The sequence below is a fragment of the Mesorhizobium sp. WSM4807 genome, from assembly GCF_055811615.1.
On record NZ_JBVVQY010000005.1, the window covers coordinates 139,910 to 160,675 of the forward strand.

The 20,766-nt window shown below is 63.8% G+C and carries 20 protein-coding genes and 3 pseudogenes; 17 read left to right on the forward strand and 6 right to left on the reverse strand.

Translation table 11 applies throughout. The features are described 5' to 3' along the window. Positions 1-162 precede the first annotated feature (162 nt). Positions 163-1,185, forward strand: coding sequence for a LacI family DNA-binding transcriptional regulator (locus AC0L3N_RS08465; protein ID WP_473547018.1), 1,023 nt, complete (start codon positions 163-165; stop codon positions 1,183-1,185). Here the strand turns inward: AC0L3N_RS08465 and AC0L3N_RS08470 are convergent. Continuing rightward, a complete protein-coding gene (locus AC0L3N_RS08470) occupies positions 1,173-2,150 on the reverse strand; it encodes an alpha/beta hydrolase (RefSeq protein ID WP_473547020.1) in 978 nt (325 codons plus the stop codon). The genes AC0L3N_RS08465 and AC0L3N_RS08470 overlap by 13 nt on opposite strands. An 18-nt stretch (positions 2,151-2,168) precedes the next feature. Beyond that, a pseudogene (locus AC0L3N_RS08475) lies at positions 2,169-3,318 on the reverse strand (Gfo/Idh/MocA family protein). Positions 3,319-3,683: 365 nt separating this feature from the next. On the opposite strand from AC0L3N_RS08475, the pseudogene AC0L3N_RS08480 reads away from it, so the two are divergent. The 14 genes and pseudogenes from AC0L3N_RS08480 to AC0L3N_RS08545 form a co-directional block, all read left to right on the forward strand. Further along, a pseudogene (locus tag AC0L3N_RS08480) lies at positions 3,684-3,795 on the forward strand (carbohydrate ABC transporter permease); the annotation flags it as partial. A gap of 52 nt (positions 3,796-3,847) precedes the next feature. Then, on the forward strand, positions 3,848-4,621 hold the full coding sequence (locus AC0L3N_RS08485) for a sugar phosphate isomerase/epimerase family protein (protein WP_473547273.1): 774 nt from the start codon (positions 3,848-3,850) through the stop codon (positions 4,619-4,621). 10 nt (positions 4,622-4,631) lie between these two features. Next, on the forward strand, positions 4,632-5,708 hold the full coding sequence (locus AC0L3N_RS08490; protein ID WP_473547022.1) for a Gfo/Idh/MocA family protein: 1,077 nt from the start codon (positions 4,632-4,634) through the stop codon (positions 5,706-5,708). Next, positions 5,708-6,526, forward strand: a complete 819-nt coding sequence (locus AC0L3N_RS08495; protein WP_473547024.1) for a sugar phosphate isomerase/epimerase family protein — start codon at positions 5,708-5,710, stop codon at positions 6,524-6,526. The genes AC0L3N_RS08490 and AC0L3N_RS08495 overlap by 1 nt, the downstream gene beginning before the upstream one ends. Continuing rightward, positions 6,526-7,359, forward strand: a complete 834-nt coding sequence (locus tag AC0L3N_RS08500; RefSeq protein ID WP_473547026.1) for an alpha/beta fold hydrolase — start codon at positions 6,526-6,528, stop codon at positions 7,357-7,359. Before AC0L3N_RS08495 ends, AC0L3N_RS08500 begins: the two co-directional genes overlap by 1 nt. Beyond that, the gene (locus AC0L3N_RS08505; protein WP_473547028.1) at positions 7,356-8,078 is read left to right on the forward strand and encodes a ribulose-phosphate 3-epimerase; all 723 of its coding nucleotides are present in this window, start codon (positions 7,356-7,358) and stop codon (positions 8,076-8,078) included. The genes AC0L3N_RS08500 and AC0L3N_RS08505 overlap by 4 nt, the downstream gene beginning before the upstream one ends. Further along, positions 8,078-9,115, forward strand: a complete 1,038-nt coding sequence (locus tag AC0L3N_RS08510) for an ROK family protein (protein ID WP_473547030.1) — start codon at positions 8,078-8,080, stop codon at positions 9,113-9,115. The genes AC0L3N_RS08505 and AC0L3N_RS08510 overlap by 1 nt, the downstream gene beginning before the upstream one ends. After that, a pseudogene (locus AC0L3N_RS08515) lies at positions 9,108-9,251 on the forward strand (ATP-binding cassette domain-containing protein); the annotation flags it as partial. The gene AC0L3N_RS08510 and the pseudogene AC0L3N_RS08515, both read left to right, overlap by 8 nt. Positions 9,252-9,427: 176 nt before the next feature. Beyond that, positions 9,428-9,637 (forward strand): hypothetical protein, encoded by a 210-nt coding sequence (locus tag AC0L3N_RS08520; protein WP_473547031.1) that lies wholly within the window; start codon positions 9,428-9,430, stop codon positions 9,635-9,637. A gap of 178 nt (positions 9,638-9,815) precedes the next feature. Further along, the gene (locus AC0L3N_RS08525; protein WP_165848720.1) at positions 9,816-9,980 is read left to right on the forward strand and encodes a hypothetical protein; all 165 of its coding nucleotides are present in this window, start codon (positions 9,816-9,818) and stop codon (positions 9,978-9,980) included. Between the two features lie 13 nt (positions 9,981-9,993). Beyond that, positions 9,994-10,983 carry a sugar ABC transporter substrate-binding protein gene (locus tag AC0L3N_RS08530; protein WP_473547033.1) on the forward strand — a complete coding sequence of 330 codons (990 nt, stop codon included), beginning with the start codon at positions 9,994-9,996 and terminating at the stop codon, positions 10,981-10,983. Next, complete coding sequence (locus AC0L3N_RS08535) at positions 10,980-11,981, forward strand: ABC transporter permease (protein WP_473547035.1); 1,002 nt, start codon at positions 10,980-10,982, stop codon at positions 11,979-11,981. The genes AC0L3N_RS08530 and AC0L3N_RS08535 overlap by 4 nt, the downstream gene beginning before the upstream one ends. Continuing rightward, a complete protein-coding gene (locus AC0L3N_RS08540) occupies positions 11,978-12,742 on the forward strand; it encodes an ATP-binding cassette domain-containing protein (protein ID WP_473486906.1) in 765 nt (254 codons plus the stop codon). The genes AC0L3N_RS08535 and AC0L3N_RS08540 overlap by 4 nt, the downstream gene beginning before the upstream one ends. Positions 12,743-12,820: 78 nt before the next feature. Beyond that, on the forward strand, positions 12,821-13,906 hold the full coding sequence (locus AC0L3N_RS08545; protein WP_473547037.1) for a Gfo/Idh/MocA family protein: 1,086 nt from the start codon (positions 12,821-12,823) through the stop codon (positions 13,904-13,906). A gap of 10 nt (positions 13,907-13,916) precedes the next feature. Here the strand turns inward: AC0L3N_RS08545 and AC0L3N_RS08550 are convergent, their stop codons facing one another. Next, positions 13,917-14,186: a hypothetical protein gene (locus AC0L3N_RS08550; RefSeq protein WP_123150313.1), complete on the reverse strand. Its 270-nt coding sequence runs from the start codon at positions 14,184-14,186 to the stop codon at positions 13,917-13,919. A 219-nt stretch (positions 14,187-14,405) separates the two neighbouring features. Next, positions 14,406-14,942 (reverse strand): TetR/AcrR family transcriptional regulator, encoded by a 537-nt coding sequence (locus AC0L3N_RS08555; RefSeq protein ID WP_473547039.1) that lies wholly within the window; start codon positions 14,940-14,942, stop codon positions 14,406-14,408. Between the two features lie 150 nt (positions 14,943-15,092). Between AC0L3N_RS08555 and AC0L3N_RS08560 the strand changes: the two genes are divergently transcribed. Both AC0L3N_RS08560 and AC0L3N_RS08565 read left to right on the forward strand, forming a co-directional pair. Beyond that, positions 15,093-16,355, forward strand: coding sequence for an efflux RND transporter periplasmic adaptor subunit (locus AC0L3N_RS08560; protein WP_473547041.1), 1,263 nt, complete (start codon positions 15,093-15,095; stop codon positions 16,353-16,355). Then, a complete protein-coding gene (locus tag AC0L3N_RS08565; protein ID WP_473547043.1) occupies positions 16,352-19,435 on the forward strand; it encodes an efflux RND transporter permease subunit in 3,084 nt (1,027 codons plus the stop codon). The genes AC0L3N_RS08560 and AC0L3N_RS08565 overlap by 4 nt, the downstream gene beginning before the upstream one ends. A 97-nt stretch (positions 19,436-19,532) precedes the next feature. Here the strand turns inward: AC0L3N_RS08565 and AC0L3N_RS08570 are convergent, their stop codons facing one another. Both AC0L3N_RS08570 and AC0L3N_RS08575 read right to left on the reverse strand, forming a co-directional pair. Next, positions 19,533-20,006, reverse strand: a complete 474-nt coding sequence (locus AC0L3N_RS08570; RefSeq protein ID WP_473547275.1) for a L,D-transpeptidase — start codon at positions 20,004-20,006, stop codon at positions 19,533-19,535. A 119-nt stretch (positions 20,007-20,125) separates the two neighbouring features. Continuing rightward, positions 20,126-20,557 carry a hypothetical protein gene (locus AC0L3N_RS08575; RefSeq protein WP_473547045.1) on the reverse strand — a complete coding sequence of 144 codons (432 nt, stop codon included), beginning with the start codon at positions 20,555-20,557 and terminating at the stop codon, positions 20,126-20,128. Between the last annotated feature and the right edge of the window lie 209 nt (positions 20,558-20,766).

A 20,766-nucleotide genomic window follows, 5' to 3' on the forward strand; every position in this document is an offset into this window, starting at 1 on the left:
AATTCGCCCACGGAGGTGAATACGGCTTGTGCTTTTTCGCGTCAATTAATAAATTGACGCATGAAAACTATCGAAATTGTCTGTAAAGTTTCGCCTTGCAGTTGCGCGCTTGCGCACCGTATGTAGAGACCGGGCAGCGCTCGTAGCAGCGCGAGGGCTTTGATGTCGATGACACACAAGACGATGGAGGATTTTGCTCGCTCTTGCGGCGTCTCCAGGCCGACACTGTCGAAATATTTCGACGATCCGACGAGCGTCAAGCCGGCGACACGTCAGCGGATCGAGGTGGCGCTGCACTCGTCCGACTACCAGCCCAATCTCTTTGCGCGAAACCTGAACCGCAAGCGGACCCGCAGCATCGGCATTGTCGTGCCGACGGTCGCCGACCCCTTCTATTCCGAGATGGTCAGCCGAATCGAACTCAGGCTGCGCGACGAAGGCTACTGGCCGATCGTGATCTCCTCGCACGGCTCGCGCGAGCTCGAAGTGGAAGCAGCGCGAACCATTCTTTCGCTGAAAGTCTCCGGCGCGCTGATCGCGCCGCTCGGCCTGCGCTCAGACCACCGCACACTGGAGAAGCTGACACAGACCATACCGATCGTCTATTTCGACACTTACCTCGAGGGCGACACGCCATTCGTCGGCAACAACAACAGCCAGAGCGTCTCGACGATCGTCGATTATCTATGCCGTTCCGGTGATGCCCCGGTCTATTTCGACATCCCGCACGTCAACCACAATTCGCGCGAACGCCTGAACAGCTATGTCGGCGCCATGCAGCGGCTTGGGCATGAGCCGGTGCTCATCGGCAACACCTATGACTACACCTGGGATTTCGAACGGATCGGCTACGAGCAGATGGAAGCGATGCTCGCCCGTGGCGGTCTGCCGGGCAAGACCATTCTGTGCGCCAACGACCGTCTCGCCTTCGGCGTGATGGCCGCCGCCTACTCGCAAGGCCGCAAGGTCGGCCGCAAGGGCGATTGCGACCTGCGGGTCGCAGCCCATGACGACCATCCGCTGAGCCGCTACACCTGCCCTGCCCTCACCACCATGGCGCAGGATTTCGCTTCGATGGCGGGACGCAGCGTCGAGACGCTGCTGGCCTTGCTGGACGAGGACGACGCGGCAGTTGCCCCCAAGGTCAGTCTCGACGCGACGCTGGTCATGCGTCAGTCGGCCTGAGCGTTTCCAAAGACAGGATCGAAGCCGCGCCATGCGGCAACCGCCGCGCCGACCGCTTGCCGCGCCGCCGGACCATGACGGCCCATCGAGACGAAGCCGTGGATCTGGCCGGGCCAACGCCGCAGGACGACCGGCACACCGTCATCTTCCAGACGCTTGGCATAAGCCTCGCCTTCATCGGCGAGGATGTCGTGACCGGCGATGGCGACAAAGGCCGGGGCTGCGGCGGCAAGGCTCGCGGCTTTGAGCGGCGATACGCGCCAGTCGCCAATGTCCCTGGCACCGCGGATGTAGTGGTCGCGGAACCAGGCCATGGTCGCCGCCGTCAGACCATAACCCTCGGCAAAGCGGCGATAACTGTCCGCCGCCTGCGAGGCGTCCGTGTTCGGATAGAACAGCAGTTGCGCAGTCGGCGGGTTCTTATCACCGCGCGCAAGCAGGCAAAGCACGGTGGCGAGATTGCCGCCGGCACTGTCGCCGGCGACAGCGAGTCGCTCTGCATCGATGCGGAGGTCGCCCGCGCGCTCCTGCATGAAGGAAAGTGCGGCACGGCAATCTTCGATCGCCGCCGGAAATTTGTGCTCCGGCGCCAACCGGTAGTCGGGGGAGACGACGACGCAGGCCGCCATATTGGCAAGCCACCGGCAGATCTCGTCATGCGACTCGAGATTGCCGATCACCCAGCCGCCGCCATGCAGATAGAGCAGCGCCCGGGCAGCGGCCCCGCTCGCGCCCTGTCCGCGATAGATCCTGAGCGTCAACGGGCCGCCTGGCCCGGTGATGGTGCGCTCGGTCAACGAAGCGACAGGCTCACGCTCACCTTGCAATGCCCGAAAGCCCCGCTCATAGGCTCGGCGCGCTTCTTTGGGCGTGCCAGCTTCGAATGGCGGGGCAGCCGACTGCCGGTCGAGGTCGAGCACATGCCGCGCCTCCGGATCGAGCAAGGGCGAAAGCGATGTCGTCATGGTAGGTCCCCTCCAATATCAGGCAAGCAGGCTGGCGGCTTCGTCTTCCCCAAGAAGCGGCGGCTGATCAACCTTTGTGTTGACGGCGACGGACTTACGGCTCTCTCCTGAAGCGAGAATCGCCTCCATGATCTCCAGCACATGCAGCGCAAGGTCGCCGGACGCGCGCGGCCTTCTGCCGGTTGTCAGCGCGTGCGAAAGATCGGCGACGCCGAGCATGCGATAGTTGGGGCGGTCCGGCGCGGCATAGGGCCAATTGCGCAAGCCATAGAGTTCGCTCTCACTGTGGAAGTCGGCCCAGTCGGCCCCACGTTCCGACAGCGAAACGGTGCCGCCGAACGTGTCCGGATCGGGCAGCCTGAGCGAGCCTTCGGTACCGTGCAGCTCGATCGGGTGGTTGGAGTGCCTGAAGACGTCCCACGAGGCGCCGAAAGTAACGATGGAGCCCGAGCGGAACTCCAGCAGCGACAGGATGCTGGTCGGCGTGCCGACCTTGAAGCTGGTGTTCCTGTAGGGGCCTTCGGCGGTGATCAGACGCTCCTCCTGGCCCCGCGTCGCCATCGCCATCACGCGGGCAACCGGCCCGAGCAAATTGACCAGCATCGTCAGGTAATAGGGGGCCATGTCGAAGACCGGTCCGCCGCCTGGCTGGTAGTAGAATTGCGGATTGGGATGCCAGTGCTCCATGCCGCGCCCCATCATGAAGGCGGTGCCGGTCACGGCGCGGCCGATCGCGCCCTCGTCCATGAGGCGGCGCGCCCGCCGTCCGGCGGCACCGAGGAAGGTGTCCGGGGCCGAGCCCAGCAGCAGCCCGCGCTCCGCCGCCTCAGCGACAAGTCGCCGGCCGTCGCTGGCCGAGGTTGCCAGCGGCTTTTCGGTGAAGACGTGCTTTCCCGCCGAAAGCGCTGAAAACGAAATATCGAAATGCGCCGCCGGGATAGTCAGATTGAGGACAAGCTCTATCTCCGGGTCGGCCAGAAGCGCATCGACGCTGACCGCCCGGATGCCGTATTCGCTGGCGCGCAGGGCGGCAATATCGGGCGATATGTCGGCACAGGCGCGCAGCTCCACCTCACCGAACAGAGCCGCATTGTGCAAATAGGTCAATCGAGATGTTGCCGCACCCGACAACGCCGATGCCGAGCTTGGCTCCTGATTTTCCCGGCATTTTCTAGTCCACCTCCCGACGCGGCATGCCCTGGCTGAGTTACTGCACCAGCAACGGATCACATTCGAAAGCAGGCTTTACAGCATTATTAAATGTTGACGCGCGTAAAATTTTTATAGAACATGCGGAAATGCTGTCTGGGAGGCTGCCAGAGCAAGGAGGAGAAAATGACTGACATCGTCAGGCTCGCCATCGCTGATCCCCGCGCTCGAGCCCTGCTACAACGCTGGCCACGACATTCCTGTGCCTCTTCGCCGGGTCGCCAGCTGCCTTCGCGCTGTCACGGCTCAACGTCAAGGGCCGCTTCGGCATCCTGACGGTCATCCTTTCGGTGTCGATGTTTTCGCAGACCGCGCTGGGCCGGGCCCTGGGGTGACATCGCCGCAGCTTCGGCCGTCGTCACCGTCCCTTTGATCGTGCTGGTTCTGCCAGCGGCACATCATCGAAGGGCTGACGCAGGGCGGCATCAAGGAATGAAAGGACGATCGTGAAAGACCTGAAAGTCGGATGCCAGACCTTTACCTGGGAAATGCTCGGAGAGCGTTTTACCGGCGGTCCCGACGACCTCCTGAAGGCGATCGCCGATGGCGGCTATGCCGGCATCGAGATCACCGACACGATGATCGGCCGCTATGCCGGCAGGCCGGCGGAATTCGCCACGGCATTGAAGTCGGCCAGGCTGACGCTCGTCTCCTTCGCCTTCGGTTCGAAGAGCGGCTTCACGCTGAAGGAGAAGATCGGCGCCGACCTCGAAACCGCGCAGCGCTGGATCGATTTCGCCGCTGCATTCCCCGGCGCCCTCGTCTCCATGGGTTCGGCCACCGTCGTGTCCGACGGCCCGCGTAACGACAAGTTTGCCATCGCGGCCGAGGTCTACAACAAGGCCGGCGAATTCGGACGCAGGGCCGGCGTCGACATCGCCGTCCATCCCAGTTCCCACCACAACACGCTGCTGTTCGACCGTGCCGACTATGACCGGATTTTCGCACTGATCGATCCGTCGCTCGTCGGCTGGGTGCCCGACACCGGCCACATACTGCGCGGCCATCAAGACATGGCAGATACGCTCACCGCCTACCGCGATCGCATCCGCTACGTACATCTGAAAGACGTCGACGCCGGCGGCACCTGGGCTATGCTCGGCAAGGGCGTCTGCGACACCCAAGCCGTGATCGATATCGCCAGCGCCGCGCCACATTTCAACGGCTGGCTGGTGCTGGAAGAAGAATCCGAGACGGCCGCCGCCGATCCGGCCGCCGCGGTTAAGACCAACCGCCAGACGATGCGCGGCTACGGCGCGTGAGGAAGAGACCATGATCCGGAAGCAAGACCGTCGCCTTCGTGTCGGCGTGCTCGGCTGCGGGCCGATCGCCCAATTCGCCCATCTCGAATCCTGCGTGAAGGCCAGGAACGCCGATCTCTATGCGATCTGCGATGCCGCCCCCGACCTTCTGGCGCGCATGGGCGCGACCTATGAACCCGAAAAAATCTATGGCGATTACAATGAGATGCTCGCCGACCCGCAACTGGAGGCGGTGATCGTCGCGACCTCGGACGCCTATCACGTGCCGATGTCGATCAAGGCGCTGGAGGCCGGTAAGCACGTGCTGTGCGAAAAGCCGATCGGCGTCTCGGTCGAGGAAGGTGAGATGCTCGCCGATGTGGTCAGGCGCACCGGCAAGGTGCTGCAGGTCGGCCATATGAAGCGTTTCGACCCGGCACTGGAAGCGGCGCGCGATTTCGTCCGCGACGAGATCGGCGAGATCCTGGCGCTAAAAGCCTGGTATTGCGATTCCACTCACCGCTACACCAACACCGACGCGGTCCAGCCGCTGCCGGTCACCAGCAAGCTGGCGCGCAAGCCGGGCGGCAATCCGAAGGCCGATCTCAGGCAGTATTTCATGCTCGCGCACGGCTCGCACCTCGTCGACACCGCGCGCTTCCTGTGCGGCGAGATCGTCGCCGTGCGCGCCCGCCTCAACGAACGTTTCGGCGCCTATTGCTGGTTCGTCGAAACCGAATTCGCCAATGGCCCGCTCGGCCATCTTGACCTCACCGTGGCTGTCCGCATGGACTGGCACGAGGGCTTCCAGCTCTATGGCGAAAACGGCTCGGTGATCGCGAAGACCTTCAATCCCTGGTATTTCCGGGCGAGTGAGGTCGATATCTTTCACGAGAAGGATGCAACGTCGCGAAAGCCGCTTGGCGCCGACGGGCATTTCTTCAGGCGCCAGCTCGAGGGCCTCGCCGACACGGTGCTCGACGGCGCGCCGATGCGCGGCGCCAACGTCGAGGACGGCCTTGCCTCGATCCGCGCCATGGTGGCGATCGCCCGTTCGGTCGAAAGCGGTGAGCGCGTCGAGACCGCTTTCGTAACGGGAGCGGTCTGATGCAGATCGGGGTGTTCGCCAAGACCTTCCCGGGCAGCGAGCCGGCTGGCGTGCTGGCAGCGGTCCGCGACGCGGGATTTGCCGTCACCCAGTTCAACCTGGCCTGCGCCGGCCTGCCGTCGATGCCGGATGCGGTACCGGAAGACGCTATTGATGCCATCGCGGCCGCGTCGAATGCTTGCGGTGTCGCCCTGGCAGCGCTCTCGGGCACCTACAACATGGCCCATCCCGACAGGGCTGTGCGCGACGACGGCCTGCGCCGGCTTGGCGTGGTCATCAAGGCCGCGGCATCCCTGTCCGTTCCGCTGGTCACCTTGTGCACGGGAACGCGCAACGCCGACGATCAGTGGGCGTATCACCCTGACAATGCCACCCCTGAGGCATGGGACGACATGGCGAGCGAGATGGAAAAGGCGTTGCAACTCGCCGAGCGCCACGGCGTCGATCTCGGTATCGAGCCCGAACAGGCCAACATCGTCACCTCGGCGTCGGACGCAATGCGCCTTATCGCCGAGATGGGCTCGACACGGCTGCGCATCGTGCTCGATCCGGCCAACCTGTTCGAGCAGGCGAGCCCGGCCGAAGCACGCGACATCGTCGCCGCCGCCGTCGAACGCACATCGGGCCACATCGCCATGGCCCATGCCAAGGACCGTTTCGCTGACGGCCGCTTCGCCACCGCCGGGCAAGGTGTCGTCAATTTCCCGGATTTTGTCGCTCGACTAAAGGTATCAGGCTTTGACGGGGCGCTGGTCACCCACGGCCTTTCGGCCGACGAAGCGCCCGGGGTCGCCCGCTTCCTGAAGGGGCTGACCTGATGCGCCGCCTTGCCAAGCTGCTTCGCGATGACGCATTGCTCCAAGTCTGCGACCACGGCGACGGGCTTGCGGTTGTCTTTCAGCACGGCCTGGGCGGTGGCGAGGCGCAGGTCGCCCAGGCTTTCCCTTCCGGGCCGGGGTTGCGGCGCATCACGCTGGAATGCCGTGGACACGGCGCGTCCGGACTGGGCAGCCGCCGGCCGTTTTCCCTGGAGATGTTCGCGGACGATGTTGTTGCCGCCGCCGATCAGGCCGGCCTCGACCGTTTCGTCGCCGGCGGCATTTCCATGGGCGCGGCGATCGCCATGCGCCTGGCCTGCCGTAATCCGGACCGCGTCGCGGGTCTTCTCCTGGTGCGGCCGGCCTGGATTTTCGACAGCGCGCCGGTGAACCTGCGGCCGATCGCCGAGGTTGCCAAGCTTATCCTGGACCACGGCCCCGACAAGGCGAGGGCGATCTTCGCGCAATCGGAAACCGCCGCGCGCCTGCAGCGCGACGCGCCCGACAACCTTGCCTCGCTGTTCGGGTATTTTGACCGGCCGGACGCCGCGCCATTCGCGCAGGTCCTCGCCGACATTGCCGCCGACGGCCCGGGCGTTTCAGCGAGTGACGCCGCTGCCCTTGGCATCCCCACGCTCGTCATCGGCAATGCCATGGATGCGATGCATCCGCTGCCGGCTGCGCGCTCGCTTGCCACCGCCATTCCCGGCGCGACCTTTGCCGAAGTCGCTCCCAAGGCGCTCGACAGCGTCAGGCATTTCGCCGAGCTGCAGGCTGATATCACGACCTTCCTTCACACCTCCTCGAACTTCCGGAGCCTCATTCCGTCATGACGACCAAAACCCTGTCCGGTCCCGCCGCCATCGCCGCCCTGCCGCGCAACCGGCTGCTCGGCGAGTTTTCGCTGTGGTCGGCCGACCTTGCCAATATGGAGCGCGACCTGAAGCGCATAGAACCTCATGTCGACCTCCACCACATCGACGTCGCAGACGCCCGCTTCACCCCCGGCTTCCTGTTCTTCCCGGATCTGGTAGCGCGGATCGCCGGGCTGACGGCAAAACCGATCCATGTGCACCTGATGGTCGAAGCCGAGATCGTCGAGGAGCAGACGCGCCAGTTCATCGAGGCCGGTGCCGACCTGGTCAGCGTCCATGCCGAAAACGGCGAAGCCGGCCTGCGCGCCGTGCGGCTGGCGCATGAACTCGGCGCCGAGGCCGGCGTGGTGCTCAGGCTGGAAACGCCGGTCGCTGCGGTCACCCCGTTCCTGCCCGAAGTCGCGTTTGTGACGCTCCTCGGCACATCCATCGGCGTCAAGGGCCAGAGCCTTTCCGACCAGGCTTGCCCCCGCCTGATTGAAGCACGCACGCTGATGCAGCAAGCCGGTCGCGAAACCGATATCATCCTGGCTGCCGACGGCGGCATCCGCCACGAGACGGTGCCGCGCCTGCGCGCCGCCGGGGCCGAGACGGTGGTGCTCGGATCGCTGGCATTCGGCGACCCTGACCTCGCGCGGCGCATGGCCTGGCTGCGTGGACTGAAGGTCGCCGCCTGATGACAAGACTGGCCCTCGCCTTCGATCTCGGCGGAACGGAGCTGCGCGGCGCGCTGGTCGAGAGCGGCGGCCGCATTGTCGCGCAGGTTTCGGCGCCGACGATGGCGATCGCGGGATCGGATGCGGTGATCGGCCAGATCATTGCACTGGCCGGGGCGCTTCTGGCACAGCGCCCACTGGCGGATGTCGCCGGGATCGGCATCGGCGCGCCGGGACCGCTCGATCCCAAGGCCGGCATCGTGATCGCGCCGCCGACGCTGGCCGGCTGGCACGACGTGCCGTTGATCGACATCCTCGGCAAGCATTTCGGCCTGCCGGTGCGGCTGGAAAACGACGCCAACGCGGCCGCCCTTGGGGAATGGCGCTTCGGCGCCGGCCGAGGCAGCGGCTCGCTGGTGTTCGTCACCGTGTCGACCGGCATCGGCGGCGGGGTCGTTGCCGACGGCCACGTCTATCACGGCCGGCGCGGGCTGGCGGCCGAGATCGGCCACATGACCATCACCGGCGAGGGCGACCGCTGCTTCTGCGGCGCCGTCGGCTGTTTCGAGGCGGTCGCCTCCGGAACCGCGCTCGGGCGACGTGCCACAGCGCTGACAACGCCGGGCGACGGCTCCCGGCTCAGGCGCCTTTCGGCTGACGGCAACGTTTCGGCCAGGCACGTCGTCGAAGCCGCACGTGCCGGCGATATCAGCGCGCTCGAATTGATCGAGGCGGAGGCGAAGTGGCTCGGCATCGGCTTCACCAACCTGCTTCACCTCTATTCGCCGGACCTGATCGTCATGGGCGGCGGCCTCGCCAATGGCTTCGACCTGTTGGCTCCAACCATCAGGGCGACCGTCGAGCAGCGGGCGATGCCGGCCTACCGGGATGTGCCGATCGTGCCGGCGCAGCTTGGCGACCGCGCAGGACTGATCGGCGCGGCCAGCCTGATCCTCTGGGAAGGCGAACCGGGCGCGCCATTGGCGATGGCGCAGGACGAGGACAACAAAGACGGCGCGACTGAGCGTGCCGGCGCCAGAGAGACAAGCCATGGCTGAGCTCAAGCTGCGCGGTGCGCGCAAATCCTACGGGTCCGTCGAGATCATCAAGGGGCTTGATCTTGACGTCGAGGACCGCGAATTCGTCGTCTTCGTTGGCCCGTCCGGCTGCGGCAAGTCCACGCTGCTCCTGCTGAAGCTGAAGGTGGCGTCAGCCGTCCCCGAAGGCGTCACCGTCCCTTGCCGGACGGCGGGGCGTTGACCGTGCCGGTCGCCGCCGGTGCAAGCAAATCCGGCGACGATCTTCTGCTCGGCATGCGGCCGGAACATCTCCGCATCTCGGCCAGCGGATAGTTCAAGGGGCAAGCCGTGTTGGCGGAGCGGCCTGGCAGCCTGACCATCCTGCATGTCGAGATCGCGCCTGACATCACGCTGGTCGTCCAAGCCGAAGGCGGCGACAGGACGCCGTTGCACAGCCCGATCGCGCTCGACATCTCGCCATCGGCTTGCCACCTGTTTCGCACCGATGGGCCAGCGCTGGCGCCTCTCAACCGGTCCCGACGGCGTGCACTTGCAGTTTGACCCGGACCACTGACGACGCCGCATTGAGCCTGCTTCGACTTCCCAGCAGTGTCGATTCTGCTGCATCGCAGCACATCGAAAAACTACTGCACACGATTTTAAATCTTGACGCGTGTCAAATTTTTCTAAAACATGCGGAAATGCTGGCAAGGCATCGGTCAGCGCTCTGGGAGGAGAAATGCCTGACACGAAAAGCCGCCCGAACCGGGCGCGGAACCCGCAAGCCGTTTGGCAATCGCTGATCGGTCGGCAGTGTGTCATCGCAAGCGCCGGGCTGGCCTTCGCCGGCACAGCCATTCCGTTCGCCGGGCAACGGGTCGATTGCGACACAACCAACAATTGAGAGGAGGAAGAGCATGCGTATGTTCAATTGCCTGATGCTTGGCGCAGGCCTGTTTGCAACCGTTATTTCCATGCCGGCCCAAGCCCAGGACGCGGCCCGCGTGGCGGCTATCGTCAAGGGTCTCGACAATCCCTTCTTCCAGTACATGCACCAGGGCATCGAAGAGCAGGCCAAGGCCGACGGTGTGGCCGTCACTATCCAGGCAGCCGCCAATATGGGCGACGCCACCGGCCAGGCCGATCGGTTGACCGCCATGGCCATGCAGGATTTCGATTGCTATCTGGTCAATCCGATCAGCGTCAGCAACCTCGTCCAGGCACTTGTGCCTGTCGCCCAGAAGCACAAGCCGATCGTCAACATCGACAGCACCATCGACGCCGAGCAGGCCAAGGCCGCGGGCTTCACCATCTCAACCTATATCGGCACAGACAACGTTGCCGCCGGCGTGCTGGCAGGCGAAGAGATGCTGAAGCTGGTTCCTGCAGGCTCCAAGGTCGCGCTGGTGGCCGGCATCGTCGGCGATGTCGGCAGCAACGCCCGCATCAAGGGCTTCAAGCAGGCTGTCGAAGGCAAGCTCGAAGTCGTGGTGATGGTCAGTGCCGACTGGGATCGCGAGAAGGCACTCACCGCTGCCACCGACATCCTGGCCGCGCATCCCGATCTCGCCGGCTTCTTCGCCGCCAACGACATCATGGCGCTCGGCGTCCAGCGCGCCGTCCAGACCTCGGGCAAGGACGTCAAGGTGATCGGCCTCGACGGCATCGTCGACGCGTTGAAATCCGTCGCGGCCGGCGAACTCGCCGCGACCGTCGCGCAATATCCCTATGTCGTCGGTGCCATGGGCGTGGAAGCCTGCAAGGCAGCGGCCATGGGCAAGGAACTGCCCGCCAACGTGCCGGCGCCGGTTCTATTGATCAACAAGGACAATGCCGAAGCCTCGCTGAAGAACTTCCCGCGTCCGGGCGGCGACTATCCGGATCCCTTCCGCGAGATGTTGAAGTGAGCATTCCTGAACAAAACGCGCCCGTGCATACCGCGGGCGCGGCGGAGGAGAGCCGCCCCTCCCTGTCGGCTCTCCTCCTGGATCCTTCCTTCTGGGCCGACTGGGCATCGGTCGTCGGCCTTGTCGGCCTCGTCATCGTCTTCGGCATTAGTCAGCCGGTCTTTCTCAGCATCGCCAATTTGCAGGCCCTGCTGCTGGCCGCGGCGATCCTGGTCGTGCTGTCGATCGGCCAGACCTTCGTCGTGGCGACCGCCGGCATCGATCTCTCCTTGGCGGCAGCCGTCATGCTGGGCGCCATCATCCTCGGCCTCGTCGATGCCGCGGGCTATGGCATCTTCCTCGCCTGTGTGCTCGCCGTAGCCGCCACCAGCGCGGTCGGTTTCCTCAATGGCGTGCTCATCACAGCCGGGCGAATACCCGACTTCGTGGTAACGCTCGGCACGCTTTCGGGCGTCACCGGGCTCGGCCTGATCCTGTCGGGCGGCGAGCCGATAATGGTCGGCTCGCCTTTCCTGCTGCGGCTGGCCTCGGGCTCCTTTGGACCGTTCGGCTATCCCGTCTGGGTGGCGATATCGGCCGTTCTGGTGGCGCATATCGCGCTCTACCACACCCGCTTGGGCGTGCATCTGCTGGCGACCGGCGGCCAGGTCGAAAGCGCCAGCGCGCTCGGCATCCGCACCAACCGGGTCAAGATCGCCGCCTATACGATTTCAGGCTTCTGCGCCGGCATCGCCGCACTGCTTCTGGTGGCACGCATCGGCTCGGCCGAACCGCAGATCAATACCAGCCTTCTGCTCAATTCGGTGGCGGCAGTCGTCTTGGGAGGCGTCAGCCTGTTTGGTGGACGCGCCAGCATTCTCGGCCCGGCGATCGGAGCGCTGATGCTCACCGCTCTCGTCAACGGACTGACGCTGCTCAGCGTTTCGGCCTTCTACCAGCCCCTGGCCGTAGGGGCCATCGTGGTGCTGGCGGCACTGATCATGCGGTATCAGAAATGAGCGCCGTCAATCACTCCCCGTCGGCCGACGCGATCCTCGCCTGCGAAGGGCTGAGCAAGCATTTCGGCGGCATCCGCGCCTTCACCGATGTCGCCTTCCAGGCCCGCCGTGGCGAGGTCACGGCGGTGATCGGCGACAATGGCGCCGGCAAGTCGACGCTGATACGCTGCCTGGTCGGCGTGCATGTGCCGGATGCAGGAGACATCTTCTTCGACGGGCGGCCGCGTCCCTTCGCCAATCCCGACGAGGCGCGTAAGGCCGGCATCGAGACGGTGCACCAGAACCTGGCACTCATCGACGAACTGACCGTCGCCCAGAACCTGTTCCTCAACCGCGAGATCGTGCGCCGGATCGGTCCCTTCGCCCTGCTCGACCGCAAGGCGATGAAACAGCAGGCGCGCGCCATGCTGTCGCGCCTGTCGATCAACATGCCTTCGGTCAGTCAGCGCGTGCGGCGCCTTTCGGGCGGACAACGACAGGCGATCTCGATCTGCCGCGCCGCGGGTTCCGGCGCCAAGCTGGTGGTGATGGACGAGCCAACCGCAGCGCTCGGCGTGCAGGAGACGGCCAACGTCGAAGCCCTTATCCGGCGCCTGCGCGAACAGGCCGTCAGCGTCATCCTGGTCAGCCATAACTTCGATCAGGTGCGACGCCTGTCCGACCAGATCTGGGTGATGCGGGCGGGACGGATGGTGGCGACGGTGCGTGCCTCGGAGACCACCGGCAACGAACTCGTTGCGCTCGTCACCGGCGCCGCATGACGGACGGCCGGGTCGAGCCGCACCTGTCGCTATAACGAGCTGTTGGCTGAAACAATTGGTTTGCAAAGGGAGTGTGCCGTGGCGGTGATCCGTGTCGGGCTAGTGGGTCTTGGAGAGGTCGCGCAGTCGATCCATCTGCCGGTGCTGAGCGACCAGCGCGACCGCTGGATCATATCAGGCGTTTATGATGTGTCACCGAGCCTGATAGCGCTGTGTACATCCGAATACCCGACTGCCAAGGCCTTCGAAACGGCAGAGGCGCTGATCGGTTCGCCGGATATCGACGCGGTTTTCATCCTCTCGTCCGACGAGACCCACAGCCGTTTCGTCCGTGGTGCCGTCCAGGCGAACAAGCATATCCTCCTGGAAAAGCCCGCCTGCCTGACGGTGCGCGAGATCGACGAGCTTCTGGCGCTGACGCCAAACTACGCCAAGACGATCTTTGTCGGCTACATGCGCCGCTACGCGCCGGCCTATCTGGCAGCGATGGAGGAACTGCCTGACTTCGCCGACATCACCCATGTCCGAATCTTCGACCTGATCTCCGAGGGCCGGCATTTCCTGAAGAAGACCCAGAACGTCCTCTATCCCACCGACATCGATCCGGTCCTTTTGGCACGCGGCGCCGAGGAGCGCGACACACTGATCCGCGAAATGGTGGGCGCCGATGCGCCGGCCGATCTCGTGCGCGCCTATCGCGGCCTGACCGCGCTCTCCTCGCACCACATCTCAGCGATGCGGGGATTGCTCGGCGAACCGGTTCGCGTGCTCGCCGCACACCGCACTAATGGCGGGGCCAACACCAGCGTGACCTTCGACTACGGACATTTCGCCGCCTGCTACGATGCGGTCGTCGACGATCTCGGCCTGTTCGACGCGATGATCGAGGTGCGCTCGAACACCAAACGGGTCCGCATCATTTACGACACGCCCTACATCCGCAGCCTGCCGACGCGGCTCGAAGTGACGGAAACCGGAGCAGCCGGCCCGGTGACGCGGATACACGGGCCGCTCTATGGCGACGCCTTCTCGAATGAACTTGAGACCTTCCATCGCCACATCACCGACGGGACGAAGCCGCTGACCGACCTCGCCGATTCACGTCGCGACCTGGCGCTGATGGCCGAGATCATCGAGCAGATGAAGAAGACTGGCGGGCGCTGAAGCCTGCCGCCTACTTCCCGCAATGGTGATCGTTGATCTTGTTCAACGCATTCGCGTCGGGTCCGACCCTGTGGTAGGAGCAGGCTCCTGCGGCTGTCGTGAACAACTGCTGGTCATAGTAGCGCGGGCCGCCGAACAGGATGTCGATGATGTCGCCTTCGGCGGGAACGTAGCGTTCAGGGTCAGCCCGTTGGTCGCGACTTCCAGCGAAGGCCGCGGCGGACATGCTGCAGCCCACCGCGAAAACGAGAGCGCAGATCGCAAAGCGTTTTGTCGTCATCGGCAACACCCTTCTGGCCGTTCGGGTTCCGACCATACATCCAAAATCGCCAGCCGAACAAAAGTTCCCTGAACGGCACTCTGGCCAACCAGCTCAACCTATTTCGTTTCTCGACCAAGCTGGTCACCACCGGCATCGTCTACAACAGCAAGGCGCCCCTCGTGCCGGCGAGCGGGGAGGATCTCACCAAGGTTGGCTACGCCCAGTCTACACGGCAATCTATCCCGCGATGTCCAGCAAGGACGATACCAGCAACCGGCGTTCGTCGACCGAAAGGACGTCCGAATCGAACAGGTTCATGCTGCGAAGTCCTTCGATGGCGAGGTAGCAGACCAGCAGCGCCTTGAGGTCCGGCGTCTCTCCCTTGAGGCGCTCGAAAACCTGCCGCCTGAACGATTTTATAGGTGTCAGGAAATCGGGATCCTCGGCGATCGCTGAAAATATCCAGGAAGCCGAAGGTTTCGATTCCTCGGCATGTTCGGCCGAAAGCTTGATGTAAGTCGCAAGCGGGCTTTCGCCGTCGACACCGGCCGTGCGGGCGGACTCCAGCGCCTGTTCGAAGGCGCGCAGGTAATTCTCTACCAGCGCCTGCATCAGTTTCGCCTTGGTCGGGAAATTGTACAGCAAGCCGCCTTTCGACACGCCGGCTCGGCTGGCGACGGCGTCCAGCGACAGGCTGCCGGGCCCTGTCTCGCGTGCCACATCGGCGGCGGCGGCGAGAATTTTATCACGCGAATTTGTTCTGCGGGCCTTCATCAGTCGCTCCCCATACATTAGCCTACGCGGAATTGACAAGACCGTCCAGACGGTACAGTAAGATCGCCGTCATTTGAAATCGGGACCAGTCACAGGTATGTGTTTCGGTCATCCGACCGTTATGCCGGGCCATGGCCAAGGGGACTGTTCGTGATCAAGCGTTTCATCATTGCCTTCATTCTGCTCGTGCTGGTGTGCGGCGGCATCGTCGGCTTCAATTTGTTCCGCGACAATGCCATGCAGCAATTCTTCGCCACGATGAAACCGCCGGCCGCGACCGTGTCGACGACAATCGTCAAGCCGACGGAGTGGACGCCGGGCGTCGAGGCGATCGGCACTGTCAGCGCGGTCCGCGGCGTCGACCTGACCGTCGAAACCGCCGGCATCGTCAAGGACATCCTGTTTCACGCCAATCAGAAGGTTGAAGCCAACGCGGCTCTCCTTCAGCTCGACGATGCCGCCGAACGCGCCGATCTCGATGCGACGAAGGCGCAAGCAGCGCTCGACCAGACGGCGTTGACACGCGCCCTTGAATTGCAGAAACGCGATGTCGGCTCGGAATCGACGCTCGATACGGCGCGGGCAGCCGCATTGGCTTCCGCTTCGCGGGTCAACAGGCTGCAGGCGGTGCTCGAGCAGAAGCTGCTGACAGCGCCCTTCAGCGGCACCGTGGGTATCCCCAGGATCGATCTCGGCCAGTATCTCTCACCCGGTACTTCCGTAGTCACCCTGCAGGATCTGGAGACGATGCGGGCCGATTTCTCGGTTCCCGAACAGCAGCTTCCGCTGCTCAAGATCGGCCAGAAGGTACGGCTTGGCGTTGGTGACGGCGAGCTGCCGTTCGCTGGCACCATCCGCGGTATCGACCCGAAGATCGACCCGACCAGCCGGCTGGTGACGGTCAGAGCCGAGGTCGCCAACCCCGAAGGCAAGCTGACCCCTGGCCAGTTCGTGCAGGTGCGCGTCGAACTGCCCGAGGAAAACAACGTGCTGACGGTGCCGCAGACCGCGCTGACCTCCAGCCTGTACGGCGACTTCGTCTTTGTGGTGCGTCCGGCAAAGGCCGCGGACAACGGCGCCGCCCCTGCTGCTCCTGCGAAGCCGGAAGAAAAGCCCGCCACGGATACTGCGAAATCCGCGGCCGAGGCGCGCGCGGCAAAACCGGAGGAAGAACCGGCGGCAACGCCGGCCGAACCGACGGCGGAAGAACAGAAACCGCAGCTCGTGCTTGCCCAGGTGTTCGTCAAGCCAGGCCGCCGCAATGCCGGCCTGGTTGAGATCCTGGAAGGCATCGCGCCCGGCGACGAAGTCGTTACCGCCGGCCAGAACCGCCTTTCCAACGGCATGTCCGTTGCCGTCGACAACACCATCGATCCGACCAAGCCGGCAGACCAGCAGGCAGCCCAGAAATGAGCTTCTCCGACATCTTCATTCGCCGTCCGGTCCTTTCGACCGTGCTCGCCTTGATGATCCTGCTCCTGGGTTTCCAGGGCATCTTCAGCCTCTCGATCCGGCAGTATCCGGAGGTTGAAGAAACGGCCATCACGATCACCACGGCCTATCCCGGCGCCAGCGCCGATCTGATCCAGGGGTTCATTTCCGCGCCGATCGCCCGTGCCGTCGCTTCGACCGAAAACATCGATTATGTCACGTCGGCGAGCCGGGCGTCCTCCAGCACCGTGACGGTGCAGATGAAACTCGGCTCCAACCCCGACGTCGCGCTGAACGAAGTCCTCTCGAAGGTACAAGGCGTGCGCGGCGACCTGCCGGACGAGTCCGAAGACCCGGTGATCGTCAAGGGCACCGGCGAGCAGTTCGCGATGATGTATATCTCGATGCAGAATCCGAACATGACGCCGGAACAGCTCACCGAATATATCGAGCGCGTCGTGCGGCCGCGCATGTCGACGGTCGAGGGTGTCGCCGACGTGCAGATCTTCGGGGCCGCCGAATATTCGATGCGCGTCTGGATCGACCCGATCAAACTGGCGGCGCGCGGCGTGACGGCGGCGGAAGTGCTGACCGCCATCAACGAATCGAATTTCCTGTCAGCACCCGGCAACACCGAAAACGAATACGTCGCTTCCTCGATTACCGTTCGCTCGACGCTGCAGACGCCGGAAGCTTTCGCCGCTCTTCCGCTCCGATCGAAGGACGGCAACGTGGTGAGGCTGCGCGACGTGGCGCGCGTCGAGCTCGCCGCGGCGAACACCGACACCAGGGTCACTTTCAACGGCAAGCCCGGCATCTTTCTCGCCATCTTCCCGACGCCGGCCGCCAATCCGCTGACGACGGCGGAGGCGATCCACGAAATTGTGCCGACAATTCAGGAGACGCTGCCGCTCGGCATGACGATCGAGATCGTCTACGATTCGACCGAGCAGATCAGCGCGTCGATCGAGGAGGTGTTCAAGACCATCGGCGAGGCGGTCGCCATCGTCATCGTCGTCATCCTGCTCTTCCTCGGCTCGTTCCGCTCGGTGCTGATGCCGATTGTAACCATTCCGCTGTCACTGATCGGCGTCTGCTTCCTGCTGTTTTCGCTGGGCTATTCGATCAATCTTTTGTCGTTGCTGGCCATGGTGCTGGCGATCGGCCTCGTCGTCGACGATGCTATCGTGGTGGTGGAAAATATCCACCGCCACATGGAGGAAGACGGTTTGTCGCCGATGCAGGCGGCCTTCAACGGCATGCGGGAGATCTCGTCCGCCGTCATCGCCATGACGATAACGCTGGCCGCCGTGTTCGCGCCGCTGGCCTTCACCGGCGGCCTGACCGGCGCACTGTTTCGCGAATTCGCGGTGACGCTTGCCGGCTCGGTGGTGCTTTCGGGTGTCGTTGCCCTCACCGTCACGCCGATGATGTCGGCACGCATCCTGAGGGCCGGCTCGCACAGCCGCTTCCAGCGTATTGTCGACAACACGTTCGGGCGCGTCGAAAACATCTATGAGCGGCTGGTCAGCGGCTCGTTGAAATATCGCCCGGTGACGCTGATGATCGTCATCGCACTGGTGGCCACGACCGGCTTCATGTTCACCAAGACCGCGAGCGAACTGGCACCGGAAGAAGACCAGGGCTTCTTGCTGTCTATTGTGAATGCGCCGCGCTATGCCACGTCGGACTACACCGAGACCTATGTGAACCAGATTCTCGGGCTGATGAATGATATCCCCGAAACCAGGGCGCGGTTCTCCGCCGTTGCGTTCCAAGGCCCGACGAACAACGCCTTCGTCGGCTTCGCATTCAAAGACTGGGCCGAGCGCGCGCGCAGCTCGAAGGAACTTCAGGAAGACATCACCGCCCGCCTTGCCAAGGTGGCGGGCGTCGAGGCTTTCGTCTTCGCCCCGCCGACGCTGCCCGGCTCCGGCGGCGGCCTGCCGGTCACGATGGTGGTGCGCTCGACCGGCGATGCCTCCCAGGTGTACGAAGCGGCCGAGGACATCAAGAACAAGGCGCAGGCCTCCGGTCGCTTCCTCGCCGTGCAGAACTCGATGTCCTACGACGCGCCGCAAGTGACGGTGACGATCGACCGCGACCGCGCCGCGGCGCTCAACCTGCCGATCGCCGACATCGGCCGGACGCTGACCCTCTTGGTCGGTGGCGCCGAAGTGGCGCAATTCGACCGCGAATCCAACAGCTACGACATCATCCCGCAGGTACCGCAGAACTTCCGCGACAACCCTGAAAAGCTGGCCGAGTATTTCGTGCGCAGCGCGTCGGGGGAGATGCTGCCGCTCTCGGCGGTGGTGAAGATCTCGACCGACGCCTCGCCGGCCGTGATCGAGCAGTTCAACCAATTGAACTCCGCCACGATTTCCGCTCTGCCATTGCCAACCGTCACCACCGGCGACGGGCTGAGGACCATCGAGGACATCGCCAGGGAAAGCCTGCCCGAGACGTTCTTCATCGACTATACCGGCCAGTCGCGGCAGGAGAAGGAACAGGGCTACACGATCATCATCGCCTTCGCGGCAGCCGTTCTCGTCATCTATCTGGTGCTGGCGGCGCAGTTCGAAAGCTTCCGCGATCCGTTGATCATCATGATGTCGGTGCCGCTGTCGATCTTCGGCGCGATCGTGCCGCTCAATCTGGGGCTGGGAACGCTCAATATCTACACGCAGGTCGGTCTGATCACGCTGATCGGCTTGATCACCAAGCACGGCATTCTTCTTGTTGAGTTCGCCAACCAGCAGCGCGAGCTCCACGGGATGCGGCGGCGCGATGCGATCGTCGCCTCGGCCAGGGTACGGCTAAGGCCGATCCTGATGACGACGGCGGCGATGGCGCTCGGCGTGGTGCCGCTGATCATCTCCAGCGGCGCGGGTGCGGCGGCGCGCTATTCGATGGGCCTGGTGATCTTCAACGGCATTCTGGTGGGGACCATGTTCACCCTGTTCGTGGTGCCGATGTTCTACACCTTCATTGCCAGCAAGGACCTGCCGCATCACGCCGAGAAGCCGGATCCGAAGCTGATGCCGGTCCCGGTTGATTGATTGACAAAAAAGGCCGGAAATTTCCGGCCTTTTTCTTGGGCAGTGATATCCGACCCGCAATATATTTATACCCGGCAGGCGGATAGCCTTTGGTTATCTATTTGACGATGACGATCCGGGTGTTGGCCGGACCGAAAATCTCGACAAGCTGGTAGAAATCGGCGGCGTTGTCCGGATGCAGCCGCACGCAGCCATGCGAGGCCGGGCGGCCGAGACGCTTGACGAAATTGGTCGCATGCACGGCGTAGCCACCCTTGAAGAAGACCGAATGCGGCATCGGCGCGTTGTCGTATTTCCTCGAATACCACATTTGGTGCATGCGGGTCGGCTTGAACGAGCCGGTCGGGGTGACATGCCCCTTGCCGCCGGTCGAGACTTTCCACGCGAAGGTCGGCCGCCCGTCGACCAGGACTTCCATCGTCTGCTGCGAAAGCGAAATCCGCGCCACGATCTGATTGGCGGCCCGATTGGCGGCATGGGCAACGCCGTTGCCGGCGCCGAACAGAAGAACCGTACCCGCAGTGACGGCGGCGGCGATGTTGATGAGCTTGGCGGAAATGCCAGTGTACATGATATCCCCCTGTCTGCCGGGCACGGCCGGCTCCAATTCGATGAGTGGCTTATCGTTGGGTCACGTTTCGAATTGATTTCGCACGGCAGGCGTTTCTGTTTCGAATCTGTTTCCTCTGGTTAACGGACGGAAGCCCATCCGAGGGGTTTGCAGGGGTGAATCAAAGACACAACGCCTCGGCTGATCGAGCCCGGATTCCGCAAAAAGCTACTGCCATCTGCAAGCGAAAGTGCGGTTTTCGCTCCTAGGAAAACTTGACTTGGCTCGAAACCAATCTGCAACAAAGCGCGGACTCTAGCGGCATGAGCCGGATACAGGCCACCCGCAGAGTTGACCCAACGAAAACAGCCGGCACAAACGAAGATGAACATGCAATCGAACGCGATCTCCTGGCTCTTTAGGATAAGCATAGCCGCAGCGATCATTGGTGGTGTCGGCACCTTCGCCGGCAACCCGATGACGAAGCTTGCGGAGATGACTTCAGGCGAAGTTTCGACGCTGCATGCCGCACTGTTTTTCGCCACGGTCTGGATCGTGTCCAGTCTGCGCATTAACCGGCTCAAGACTCTCTGGCGGGTCGGTTTTGGGCTGAAGAAGATGCGCGGCCCCTCCGGCAACTTGCAGCCGAGAGGACCGAAGGCCCCCCCCCCCGCCGGGGGCGCCCGGGGGGGGGGGGGGGCGGGGGGGGGGTGGCGGGGGGGAATAGAAAACCAAAATGTGGGGAGCAAAACAAGAACACCAAATTTGGAGCATTGGTGGG